This is a genomic window from Paraburkholderia sp., assembly GCF_035656215.1.
Lineage (GTDB): Bacteria > Pseudomonadota > Gammaproteobacteria > Burkholderiales > Burkholderiaceae > Paraburkholderia.
Window position 1 is genome coordinate 1 of record NZ_DASRSY010000208.1, and the last position, 12,587, is coordinate 12,587.

10 protein-coding genes are annotated in these 12,587 nt (G+C 62.4%); 8 read left to right on the forward strand and 2 right to left on the reverse strand.

The genetic code is table 11. The features are described from left to right. Positions 1–193: 193 nt before the first annotated feature. The 7 genes from VFE81_RS11895 (at position 194) to VFE81_RS11925 (ending at position 9,184) form a co-directional block, all read left to right on the forward strand. Complete coding sequence (locus VFE81_RS11895) at positions 194–1,180, forward strand: LacI family DNA-binding transcriptional regulator (protein ID WP_325044783.1); 987 nt, start codon at positions 194–196, stop codon at positions 1,178–1,180. Next, a complete protein-coding gene (locus VFE81_RS11900; protein WP_325044784.1) occupies positions 1,177–2,451 on the forward strand; it encodes an AGE family epimerase/isomerase in 1,275 nt (424 codons plus the stop codon). The genes VFE81_RS11895 and VFE81_RS11900 overlap by 4 nt, the downstream gene beginning before the upstream one ends. A gap of 5 nt (positions 2,452–2,456) precedes the next feature. Then, the gene (locus VFE81_RS11905) at positions 2,457–3,365 is read left to right on the forward strand and encodes a carbohydrate kinase (RefSeq protein WP_325044785.1); all 909 of its coding nucleotides are present in this window, start codon (positions 2,457–2,459) and stop codon (positions 3,363–3,365) included. A 146-nt stretch (positions 3,366–3,511) separates the two neighbouring features. After that, positions 3,512–3,742 carry a hypothetical protein gene (locus VFE81_RS11910; RefSeq protein ID WP_325044786.1) on the forward strand — a complete coding sequence of 77 codons (231 nt, stop codon included), beginning with the start codon at positions 3,512–3,514 and terminating at the stop codon, positions 3,740–3,742. Positions 3,743–3,803: 61 nt separating this feature from the next. Continuing rightward, positions 3,804–4,049: a hypothetical protein gene (locus VFE81_RS11915; RefSeq protein WP_325044787.1), complete on the forward strand. Its 246-nt coding sequence runs from the start codon at positions 3,804–3,806 to the stop codon at positions 4,047–4,049. Between the two features lie 234 nt (positions 4,050–4,283). Beyond that, complete coding sequence (locus VFE81_RS11920; RefSeq protein WP_325044788.1) at positions 4,284–5,255, forward strand: ion channel; 972 nt, start codon at positions 4,284–4,286, stop codon at positions 5,253–5,255. Between the two features lie 341 nt (positions 5,256–5,596). After that, positions 5,597–9,184 (forward strand): indolepyruvate ferredoxin oxidoreductase family protein, encoded by a 3,588-nt coding sequence (locus tag VFE81_RS11925; RefSeq protein WP_325044789.1) that lies wholly within the window; start codon positions 5,597–5,599, stop codon positions 9,182–9,184. A gap of 161 nt (positions 9,185–9,345) precedes the next feature. On the opposite strand, the gene VFE81_RS11930 is transcribed toward VFE81_RS11925, so the two are convergent. Both VFE81_RS11930 and VFE81_RS11935 read right to left on the reverse strand, forming a co-directional pair. Next, positions 9,346–10,092, reverse strand: a complete 747-nt coding sequence (locus VFE81_RS11930) for a copper homeostasis protein CutC (RefSeq protein WP_325044790.1) — start codon at positions 10,090–10,092, stop codon at positions 9,346–9,348. 181 nt (positions 10,093–10,273) lie between these two features. Continuing rightward, on the reverse strand, positions 10,274–11,542 hold the full coding sequence (locus VFE81_RS11935; RefSeq protein ID WP_325044791.1) for an EAL domain-containing protein: 1,269 nt from the start codon (positions 11,540–11,542) through the stop codon (positions 10,274–10,276). Positions 11,543–11,935: 393 nt separating this feature from the next. On the opposite strand from VFE81_RS11935, the gene VFE81_RS11940 reads away from it, so the two are divergent. Beyond that, positions 11,936–12,587 (forward strand): cation:proton antiporter (locus VFE81_RS11940; protein WP_325044792.1); only part of this gene is annotated, 652 nt, incomplete at its 3' end.

Genomic DNA, 12,587 nt, shown 5'->3' on the forward strand with positions numbered 1-12,587 from the left:
CCAACGCCAACGCCAACGCCAACGCCTTGTTTAGTATATTTTACTAAACAACATAAAACACACCACCGTCAATATCTACGGGTATTTCCGGGTATTGATCGCTTGCCATCCAGGCTGATTCAAGCATGGTTTACTATACAATCGCCCGAATCCAAACACCGCGCGGCCGCCCCTCTTGCGGCCGCTTCATTCGATGGCCACAACCATCCGCGACGTCGCCCGTGCGGCCAGCGTGTCGATCGGCACCGTCTCACGTGCATTGAAGAATCAGCCGGGCCTTTCCGAAGCCACCCGCGAACGCGTTGTCGAAGCGGCGCGGCAGCTCGGCTATGACGCCGCCCAATTGCGTCCGCGCATCCGCCGCCTCACCTTTCTGTTGCACCGTCAGCACAACAACTTCGCCGTCAGCCCGTTCTTTTCACACGTGCTGCACGGCGTGGAAGACGCGTGCCGCGAACGCGGCATCGTCCCTTCCGTGCTGACCGCCGGTCCGACCGAAGACGTGATTCAGCAGATGCGCCTGCATGCACCGGACGCGGTGGCGATCGCCGGTTTCGTCGAGCCTGAAACGCTGACTACGCTGGTGGCGATGCAACGCCCGCTCGTGCTGATCGACCTGTGGGCACCCGGCCTGCGCTCGGTGAATCTCGACAACGTCGCGGGCGCCACGCTCGCCATGCGGCATCTGTTCGAACAGCAGCGCAAGCGTGTCGCGTTCATCGGCGGGTCGCTCGCGCACTTCAGCATCGCCCAGCGCGCGCTCGGTTACCGGCGCGCGTTTTTCGAAGCGGGGTTGCTGTTCGACCCATCGCTTGAAGTCCCCATCGACGCCGGCCTCGATCCCGCCAGCGGCGCCGCGCGCGCGATGCACCGGTTGCTCGACGCGCCCGGCCCGTGGCCCGACGCCGTATTTGCCTACAACGACGCCGCCGCGCTCGCCGCGCTGCGCGCGTGTCTCGCGCGCGGCATCCGCGTACCCGAGGACATCGCGATCATCGGCTTCGACGACATTCCCGCCGCCGCTCATGCCACGCCGCCGCTGTCGACCATTTCGGTCGACAAGGAAGCGCTCGGCCGGCGCGGCGTCGAATTGCTGCTTGAAGACGCACCCGCTGAACTCGAAGTCCGCTTGCCCGTCCATCTCATTGCCCGTGCCAGTACTTTGGTAAAAACGCCATGACGCAATCCGATCTGCTTCGCCCCACCAACAGCGCCACCGCGGCGCCGCCCGTCGAGAGCTTCCGCAGCCGCGACTTTCTGCTCTCTCATGTGCGCGACACGCTGCATTTTTACGCGCCGAACGTGCTCGATCCGAGCGGCGGCTTCTTCCATTTCTTCCGCGACGACGGTTCGGTCTACGACAAGACCACGCGGCATCTGGTAAGCACGTGCCGCTATGTCTTCAACTACGCGATGGCATATCGTCAATTCGGCGACCCGCAGCACCTCGAGTACGCGCGCCACGGTTTGCGCTTCCTGCGCGAAGCGCATTGGGACGCTGAACACGAAGGCTACGACTGGGAACTCGAGTGGCGCGACGGCCACAAACGCACGCTCGACGCGACGCGTCACTGCTACGGCCTCGCGTTCGTGCTGCTCGCGTATTCGCATGCGGCGATGGCCGGCATCGAGGAAGCCAAACCGATGGTCGGCGCAACCTTCGAGTTGATGGAACACCGCTTCTGGGACGCCGCCGCCGGCCTTTACGCCGACGAAGCGACACCTGACTGGCGCGTCAACTCGTACCGTGGTCAGAACGCGAACATGCACACCACCGAGGCGCTGCTGACCGCCCACGAGGCAACCGGGCACCTGGTCTATCTCGATCGCGCGGAACGGGTGGCGTCGAACATCACGCTGCGCCAGGCGAAGCTGTCGCAAGGCCTCGTGTGGGAGCACTTTCACGCGGACTGGTCGGTTGACTGGCATTACAACGAAGAAGACAGCTCGAACATCTTCCGCCCGTGGGGCTTCCAGCCTGGGCACCAGACCGAGTGGGCCAAGCTGCTGCTGATTCTCGAGCGCTATCGTCCGTTGCCGTGGCTACTGCCGCGCGCCATCGAACTATTCGACGCGGCGATGACCCATGCCTGGGACGAAGACCACGGCGGCCTCTATTACGGCTTCGGCACGGACGGCACGGTGTGCGACCACGACAAGTATTTCTGGGTCCAGGCGGAGACGTTCGCGACCGCGGCGCTGCTCGGCAAGCGCACCGGCAACGAACGCTTCTGGGATTGGTACGACGAGATCTGGCGCTATAGCTGGGCGCATTTCGTCGATCACAAGTACGGCGCGTGGTACCGCATCCTCACGTGCGACAACCGTAAGTACAGCGACGAAAAGAGTCCCGCCGGCAAGACCGACTATCACACGATGGGCGCGTGCTATGAGGTGCTGGCGCACGCACTGCCTGACGGCGCGGCCGCTGCGTCCGAATCCGCGGAGTAAGCAAAATGAGTGCGAACAACGAATTCCCCTACTTCGTCTCAGCCGGCGATATCCTCACCGATCTCGTACGGACCGGTGACTCGCAATGGCTCTCACGTCCTGGCGGCGCCGGCTGGAATGTCGCGCGCTGCGTGGCGCAGCTCGGTTTGCCGACGGCGTGTGCCGGATCTCTGGGCGTCGACAATTTTTCCGATGAACTGTGGAACGCGAGCGTCGCCGCGGGTCTCGACATGCGCTTCATGCAGCGCGTGGAACGCCCACCCTTGCTGGCGGTCGTTCATCAAACGCATCCGCCTGCGTACTTTTTCATGGGTGAGAACGGCGCCGATCTGGCGTTCGATCCGGCGCGCTTGCCGGCGGGCTGGATCGGGCAGGTGAAGTGGGCGCACTTCGGTTGCATCAGCCTGGTACGTCAGCCTCTCGGGCGTACGCTTGCTGCGTTGGCCGCGGAGTTGCGCTCGCGCGGCGTGAAGATCAGTTTCGATCCGAATTACCGGAACCTGATGGAGCATGGGTACGAGCCGACGTTGCGAAAAATGGCTGCGCTGGCGGATCTGATCAAGGTGTCGGATGAGGATTTGCGGATGCTGTTCAAGACGAACGACGAGGCCGCCGCACTGGCGCAGTTGCGAGCCATGAATCCTGCTGCCACCGTGCTGGTGACGCGCGGGCCGGAAACGTCCATGTTGATCGACGGCGCAATGATTGTGGAGGCCGAGCCGCCTCGGGTTGAGGTTGTCGATACCGTGGGTGCCGGGGATGCTTCTATCGGCGGTCTGCTGTTCAGCTTGATGACCGCGCCGCAGCGAACGTGGCCGGAGCATCTTGCCTTTTCTTTGGCTGCCGGCGCGGCGGCTTGCCGCCACGCCGGTGCGCATGCGCCTTCGTTGGACGAGGTTGTAGCGCTGCTGTAGTTTTTTTGCCTTGTGCGGCGCGTATTGTTGCAGACACCGGTTGCCAACATCGGTCGTAGATACCGAGCGCCGCGCAGGCATAAAACCGAAACTCGATCATCGTGCTAGGATGAAAAACCCAACCCTTTGGAAGAAGGAGCGTCGCCATGGATGACATCACCTACACCAAGGGCATTTACACGGCCGCCGCCTCGATAAGAGAAGTACGAAGCGACACGTGGCAGGGCATCGTTACCCTTTCACGCGACGAAGGCGGAGCAAGCGCTGACCAGGAAACCACGGTCTACGAAGTCGAAGCCACCTCGTCCACACCGGAAGAAGCCCTAGAGGAAGCCAAGGCGCTGGCGCACCGCATCCTCGGGGAAATCGAACTTTAGGCAGCCCGGCGCCGCGTACATCGCACTGCGCCATTCCTGAATCAACCGGCTGGAGGCGACCATGGCTGAACAGCTCTTCCTCTACGGCGTGTACTCGATTCACGTCCGCCCTCTCGAACTCAACGGCGCGCGCTGGGACGCGGAATACGAAATCCGGCATCGCGAGAAAGCCGTCAAGTCGTGGACCACCATTGGCGGCGACAACGGCTACGCGGACGAAGCCGAAGCAGTCGCCGCAGCGCACCTGCAAGCCGTCGACGACATCGAACACGGCGCCGGTATTCCGAAGCCGCGGGCCTTTCCGTAGCCTCACGGCGAGCGTATTGATGGCGACGTGTGCATCGTCGGGCGAGCGGAATCGCGGCATCCCCTGCGTGCTCGTTCGAAGCGCCGCAAGCCGTGCCCTGGAAGCGTCACCTCTACGCCCCTGCAGCAGGCCTGAGCAGCGCCACTTTCAACGCACCACAGCGCGCCGGAAATCACCTTCCGCGCGCTAGTCGGCATGCTACGCTTTGCGCGTTTTCATCTCCACGAGCACGCGATGGCTACTGAACCATCAGACCGCTTTTCCAGCATCGCCGACGACGAAGCGCGTGCGCAGAAACGTCGTGCGCGCGGCAGCCGCGAATTGCGCCTGGACGATCGCGTAGTCATCGCGCACGGCATGCCGACGCCGCTCTGGCAGGATCTCTATCACCGCGCACTCGTCGTCCGCTGGCCGACGTTCTTTGTCTCGCTCGGGGTTTTGTTCCTGCTGCTCAACACCGTGTTTGCCACGCTCTACATGCTGGGCCGGGCACCGATCGCCAATCAGTTTCCATCGGGTTTCGGCGGTGCGTTTTTTTTCAGCGTCGAAACGCTCGCGACGGTCGGCTATGGCGACATGCATCCGCAAACCGTCTACGCCCACTGGATCGCGACGCTGGAGATCTTTGTCGGCATGTCCAGTATCGCGTTGGCGACAGGGTTGATCTTCGCGCGCTTTTCACGGCCTCACGCGAAGATCATGTTTGCCCGCTACGCAGTCGTGCGGCCACTCGAAGGCCGCATGACGCTCATGGTGCGCGCCGCCAACGCACGTCAAAACGTAATCGCCGAGGCACGTGCGAAGCTGCGCATCATGCGGCTGGAGACCACCGCCGAAGGTTATACGCTGCGCAAACTCTACGATCTGACGCTGGTGCGCGAGCAACATCCTGTGTTCAAACTGGGCTGGGTGATGATGCACGTCATCGACGAAAACAGTCCGTTGTTCGGCGAAACCGCCGAAACGCTCAAGGGCCGGGACGCGTCGCTGCTGCTCACACTCGAAGGGATCGACGAATCGACCTCGCAGACCATGCAAGCGCGCCATATGTGGGCTTGCGAGCAGATCCGCTGGCAACACCGCTTCGTCGACGTCATGCGCGAGGAAAACGGCGTGAGTCACATCGATTACTCGCATTTCGACGAGGTCGTGCCGCTCGACTCGGCGCCGGTCGCCGCGCCCATGGCGAAAGCACCCGCGGCGTAGGACCCAGAGCCGCGGCGAGACTTGGCCCTTGGCCGTCTGGACCGGGGACCAAACCGTGGACCACCCGCGTTGAACGGTATTCGCCCGCCGCTTGCAAAAAGGTCGAAGGCTGATTTCACCTCAGCTCACGCACCAGGGCATACCCGAAGCCGTCAGCCGGGTGGCAGATCCACCTCAAAACTCCATTAAAACGCGTGCCCCGTCGCGCTGTTTCGTTGAACGCCTAGCCAAGTAGAAAAAATTCACTCTAATCGGCGCTAAAAAATAGAGTCTCTTTCGCTGCGTCACTTTTGGTGGTCCCCATCCACGGCGCGCGGACGCAAAACAACGGAGACTCACCCATGACCGCTCGCCTGCCCCTCGACGGCACGCCCGCTCTCGCCGATTACAAGCTGTCCGACAATCTCACCGCCACGCGTGGACGGATCTTCCTGACCGGCACCCAGGCGCTGGTGCGCCTCGTACTGATGCAGCGCGCACTGGATAAGGCGCACGGCATGAACACCGCCGGCTTCGTCAGCGGTTATCGCGGCTCGCCGCTCGGCATGGTCGACCAACAGCTGTGGAAAGCAAAGAAACTGCTCACGGCGAGTGATATTCGCTTTTTGCCGGCGATCAACGAAGAACTCGGCGGCACCGCCGTGCTCGGTACGCAGCGGGTGGAATCGGACCCGGAACGCACCGTCGAAGGCGTATTCGCGATGTGGTACGGCAAAGGCCCCGGCGTGGATCGTGCGGGCGATGCGCTGAAGCACGGCAACGCGTACGGCTCGTCGCCGCACGGTGGCGTGCTGGTGGTGGCGGGCGACGATCACGGTTGCGTGTCGTCGTCGATGCCACATCAGAGCGACTTCGCCTTGATGGCGTGGCATATGCCGGTGGTGAATCCTTCAAACATCGCCGACATGCTCGAATTCGGTTTGTATGGCTGGGCGCTGTCGCGTTTCTCAGGCGCATGGGTCGGCTACAAGGCGATTTCGGAAACGGTCGAATCCGGCTCGACGGTCGACCTCGACGCGCTGCAAACCGAATGGACGATTCCACAGGATTTCGAAACGCCCACTGGCGGCCTGCATAACCGCTGGCCCGATCTGCCGAGCCTGACGATCGAATCGCGGATGCACGCGAAGCTCGACGCGGTGCGTCATTTCGCGCGCACCAACAGCATCGATAAATGGATTGCGCCGAGTCCGCATGCGAACGTGGGTATCGTCACGTGCGGCAAGGCGCATCTGGACTTGATGGAAACGCTGCGTCGGCTCGATCTGACCGTCGCCGATCTGGAAGCGGCCGGCGTGCGGATCTATAAGGTCGGCCTGTCTTTCCCGCTGGAAATGACGCGCATCGACGCGTTCGTGTCCGGCTTGTCTGAAGTACTGGTGATCGAAGAGAAAGGCCCGGTCATCGAACAGCAGATCAAAGACTATCTCTACAACCGCACGCAAGGCACGCGGCCGATCGTGGTCGGCAAGAATGCTGAAGACGGCACGCTGCTGCTGTCGTCGCTCGGTGAATTGCGGCCGTCGCGCATTCTGCCGGTGTTCGCGAACTGGCTCGCGAAGCACAAGCCGGCGTTGGATCGCCGCCAGCGTGTGGTCGATCTGGTGGCGCCGCAGATCCTCTCGAATGCCGCGGATAGCGTGAAACGTACGCCATATTTCTGCTCGGGCTGCCCGCACAACACATCGACCAAAGTGCCTGAAGGTTCGATCGCGCAAGCGGGGATCGGCTGTCACTTCATGGCGTCGTGGATGGAGCGCGACACCACTGGCCTGATTCAGATGGGCGGTGAAGGCGTCGATTGGGCCTCGCATTCGATGTTCACGAAAACGCGCCACGTGTTCCAGAATCTCGGCGACGGTACCTACTTTCACTCCGGCATTCTCGCGATCCGTCAGGCCGTGGCCGCGAAAGCCACCATCACGTACAAAATTCTCTATAACGACGCAGTCGCGATGACAGGTGGCCAACCGGTCGACGGCAGCATCTCGGTGCCACAGATCGCGCGTCAGGTGGAAGCCGAGGGCGTGTCGCGCTTTGTCGTGGTCAGCGACGAACCGGAGAAATACGACGGTCATCATGACCTCTTCCCGAAGGGCACGACGTTCCACCATCGCAGCGAAATGGACACCGTGCAGCGCGAGTTGCGCGATACCGACGGCGTGACCGTGCTGATCTACGACCAGACCTGTGCAGCGGAAAAACGGCGTCGCAGGAAAAAAGGTGAGTTTCCCGATCCGGACAAGCGCCTCTTCATCAACGAGGAAGTTTGCGAAGGCTGCGGCGATTGTGGTGTGCAATCGAACTGTCTGTCAGTGGAACCGGTTGAGACCGCGTTGGGGCGCAAGCGCCGCATCGATCAATCGTCGTGCAATAAAGACTACTCGTGCGTGAACGGTTTCTGCCCGAGTTTCGTCACGGTGGAAGGCGGCAAGCTGAAGAAAGCCGCAGGCGCCGCATTCGATCCAGCAGCGCTTGCTGCACGCGTCGAAGCGTTGCCGATTCCCGCGACGCATCTCGATGCCGCGCCGTACGACATTCTGGTGACGGGTGTGGGCGGCACGGGTGTCGTGACGGTCGGCGCATTGATCAGCATGGCGGCCCATCTGGAAGGCAAGAGCGCCTCGGTGCTCGACTTCATGGGCTTCGCGCAAAAGGGCGGTTCGGTGTTGTCGTTCGTGCGCTTCGCCGCGCGCGACGAGTGGCTCAATCAGGTACGCATCGACACGCAACAGGCCGACGTGCTGCTCGCCTGCGACATGGTGGTGGGCGCGAGCGCCGATGCCTTGCAAACGGTGCGTCATGGTCGCACGCGTATCGTCGTGAACACGCATGCCATTCCGAACGCGACCTTCGTGCAGAACCCGGACGCGACGTTGCATGCCGATGCGTTGATCGACAAGATGCGTCACGCGGCAGGCGAAGACCGCATGTCGACGTGCGATGCTCAGGCGCTCGCCACGCGTTTTCTCGGCGACACCATCGGCGCGAACATTCTGATGCTCGGTTATGCCTGGCAACTCGGCCTCGTGCCGGTGTCGTTCGGTGCGATGATGCGCGCGATTGAATTGAACAACGTCGCGGTGCAGATGAATCAGCTCGCGTTTTCGATCGGGCGTGTTGCTGCGGAAGACCCCGCAGCGCTGGAGTCGCTGTGGCAAGCACGGCATCTGGCGAAGCCCGCGGTGCGTGTCGATACGCTCGACGAACTGATCGCCCATCGCGAAGGCCGTCTCCACACGTACGGTGGCGCAAGCTACGTGAAGCGTTATCGCGCGCTGGTCGATGCGGCGCGTCGTGCGGAAACTGCGGTCGATGCAAAGAGCGAGCGCATCACGCGCGCAGTAGCGACGACGTTCTATCGTCTGCTCGCGGTGAAGGACGAATACGAAGTGGCGCGCCTGCATACGGATAGCGCTTTCCGTGAGGCACTGGAAGCGCAATTCGAAGGTGTCGCAGGCAAGGACTTCGGCATCAAGTTCAACCTCGCGCCGCCGACGCTCACACGTCCGCAACCGGGCGTGAATCCGACCAAGAAGACTTTCGGTCAATGGATGTGGCCGGTGCTCGGCGTGATGGCGAAGTGCAGCAGTCTGCGTGGCACGATGCTCGATCCGTTCGGCCGCACGCTTGAGCGCAAAATGGAGCGCGAACTCGCCGACGACTACGAAACCACACTGCAACGCGCGTTCTCGAAGCTCAACGCGGACAATCTGGAAGACGTTGCGACGCTAGCCGATCTGCATGCTCGGGTACGCGGTTATGGTCACGTGAAGCTGGCGAATCTGGCGAGTGTGAAGCGCGGTGAGCGCGATCTCGCTGCGCGCTTGCAGATCGAAGCGGCGACGAGCGCGTCGGTGAAGAAGTCGTTGGAAGAGGTGAAGGGCGCCGGGCAGTTGCGCGGAATTCCGGTGGTTGTCGCGAAGTAGTTTTTTCGCGGGTCGATGAAAAATGCCGCTTCGGGTTGAACCTCGAAGCGGCATTTTTTTGCCTGATGGATCTGTTACGCGTTGCGTCTAGTAGCGTTGATTTTCCGCCGGATCGTTTTCTACGCGCTGCGCCCAATAGCGCTGATTACTTTCCTGACGAATCAGCTATGCTTGGCGTCCAGTAGCGCTCTCAGCTGCGCGACTTTCGCCGCATCGACGGGCGCGAGTCCGCTGCCGCCAACGCGTACGCCCGAACCGAAGTGAACCGCCTGGACGTGTGTTGCGCTCACGAAGCCGCCCACTGCATCAATCGTCAACCCCGCGCCCGCCAGCACCGTGCAATGTGAGCCGGACGCTTGCCGCACCAGATCACGCATGATCGACTCTGCCTGCAACACCGACGGCTTACCGCCCGAGGTCAGAACGTTCGTCACCGCATCGAAACCGAGCAGCACGTCGAGCGCTTTTTGCAGATCACGTGTTTCGTCGAACGCACGGTGGAAGGTGATCGCCAGACCATCGGCCGCGTCGATTGCGCGCGCGAGGCCTTCGCGATCGATCTCACCGTCCGCCGTCAGCATGCCGATCACCACGCCGTTCGCGCCGGCCGCTTTGACTGCACGCACGTCGCGCAGCATCACGGCGTAGTCGTCGGCGTCGTACACGAACGAGCGGCTATGCGGCCGTACGATCACGTTGACCGGGACGCCGGCCGCAGGTGTGGCGGTCGCCGGTGAACCCGCAGTGGGATTTTCCATCGCCGCAACCACCGCTTCGATCAACCCCAGGCTCGGCGTCAAACCGCCCTCGCCCATCGCGGTGACAAGTTCAAGGCGGTTCGCACCCGCCTGCGCGGCAAGCCGGGCGTCGACAACGGTCGTGGCGATAACTTCAAGTAAGACGGACATAAGCGCGGCTGAGTTTCGTTAAAACCGACATGATCTCAGAACCGCCGGTCCGCCTCTCAATTCGAACCACCTGAACTACCGCTCACCCGCTCAATTTGAATCATCGGAAGCGCTGCCTCTCCCTCCCAATCTGAACCACCAGAAGCGCTGCCGCGCCCTCCCAATCGAACCATCGGAACCGCTATTCCTCGACCCAATCGATATCGCCACACAGCACGCACGTCTGCTCACCGACACGCGTCGCCACCGACAGCGTCACGCACGGCAACGCCTCGTTGATCGACAGATACGGACGCGTCACATGCACACGTTCCGGCGCATTGATCGCCGCGCGGAAATACGGACGACGCAGCCAGTTCGCCCCTTGCGCATCGGCAAGCGGCAAAAAGCGCGTTTCATGCGCCGCGCGATCGGCGCGCAACACGACGTTGCGGCCCGCTTGCTTGCCCGTTGCATCAAGCAGGAAACAGCGCGCGGCATGGTCGAGCGCGAGGAAATTCCAGCACACTTCCTCGAGCGGTTCGCCAGCGGCGAGTCGTTCCGCGGCACGCTCGAACGCCCGCAGATACGGTGTGAGACGGCTCGCATTGCGGCGCTCGCGCGCTTCGGCCTGATCGCGATAGCGGTCGGTGACTTCGCTGATGCACGTTGTGGCATGCGCCGCGTCGGCCGCGCCGGGATTCGGCCGGCCGAAGAAAAACCCCTGCACGAAGTCCGCGTCGCAGGCGAGCGCCATCTGCGCTTCATGCTCCGTTTCGACGCCTTCGATCAGCACCAGCTTGCCCGCTTCGTGCAGCAGCGCCACCAGGCCCGGCAGGATCGTCGCCAGATCGGCGCGATGCGCGGCATGCGACAGCATAATGCGGTCGAGCTTCACGATATCGGGATTCAACTGCCAGATCCGTTCGACATTCGAATGGCCCGCGCCGAAGTCGTCGAGTGCAATCAGGAAGCCGCGCTCACGGAACTGGCGCACCGCGTCGGCGAGACGTTCGAGATCTTCCGCACGCTGTTCGAGCACCTCGAGCACGATGCGCCGCGGTGGCAGATCGAGACGCTTCAGCGTGGCCAGCAAGGCGGCAGCGTGATACGGATCGGTCAGCGCGCCGGGATGGACGTTCAGGAACAGCCATTCGCGCTCGGCGCCGAGCACCTTGAAATTCTCCAGATGCAGGGTCTGGGCGAGCCGGTCGACTTGCAGCACGTCGCCCAGGCGCGCCGCCTCGCCGAAGACGTCCAGCGGCGACACGGGCCGGTCGAGCGCATCGTGCGCGCGCAGCAGCCCCTCGTAGCCGACCGCCCGCATATGCGACAGGCTGAAAATCGGTTGAAACACGCTGGTCAGCGTCAGTTCGCCATGCTGCGCAGAAAAACGTTCGAGCCCCGACGTCACCTCGACGTCGAAGCCATGCGGCGCGCTGGCCGTCCTTTCCTGTTGCGCAATCGTCATGCAATCCTCTCACGCGAGAGCCGGGCCGGTCCGAACGCGGAAGCGAACAACCTCGGCACCGTTTCTCAAAATGTGCGTCATCGATATTCCTTAAGCAAGCTCCATGCGCACGCTGGCGCACATTCGAATGAAATTTGCATGAAAGATTGCACCGGCGAAAGAGAAGATGCGCCAGCCGAGGGCGCGACGCGCACCGTTACGGTGCGCAGCCTTACCGTGACGCATGCCATGCGCGCTCGCGGAGCATTGCAGGGTTGGCGATGACATGATGCTTCGTCGGGCTAAACTTCGCCTTGTGCCTTATGCGCGCTTCATGCACGCCCCGGGACCGATATGCGGCGACATCGCCGGCTATCGCAGAGGAAGCGCCGTTATATCTTCAGAAATAGACCGATGGATATTGTCTTTACCGTACTGATTCTTTTGCTCGCTGTCGCCGCTTCCGGCATCGTTACCCGGATGCTGCCGATCGCCTTGCCGCTGCCGCTCGTCCAGATCGCGATCGGCGCGTTGCTCGCATGGCCCAGGCTCGGGCTGCACGTCACCTTCGACCCGGAAATCTTCATGGTGCTGTTCATTCCGCCGCTGCTGTTCGCGGATGGATGGCGCATTCCCAAGCGCGAATTGTTCATGGCGCGCCGCTCCGTTCTGATGCTGGCGCTCGGCCTCGTTTTCATGACCGTGCTGGCGGTCGGCTACTTCGTGCATGCGCTGGTGCCGTCGATCTCGCTGCCTGTCGCATTCGCGCTTGCTGCGGTGTTGTCGCCGACGGATGCGGTAGCGCTGTCCGGCATCGCCGGCAAGGGCAGGATTCCCGGGCGGCTGATGCACATCCTTGAAGGTGAGGCGTTGATGAACGACGCGTCGGGCCTTGTCGCGTTGAAGTTCGCGATTGCCGCGGCACTGACGGGGGTGTTCTCGCTGCGCGATGCGTCGATCAGCTTCGTGATCATCGCGGTGGGCGGTCTCGCGACGGGCGCAGCGGTGAGCTGGGTGTTCAGCTTTGTGTCAGCGCGCTTTCTGAGTCTTAACGAAGAAGGCGATC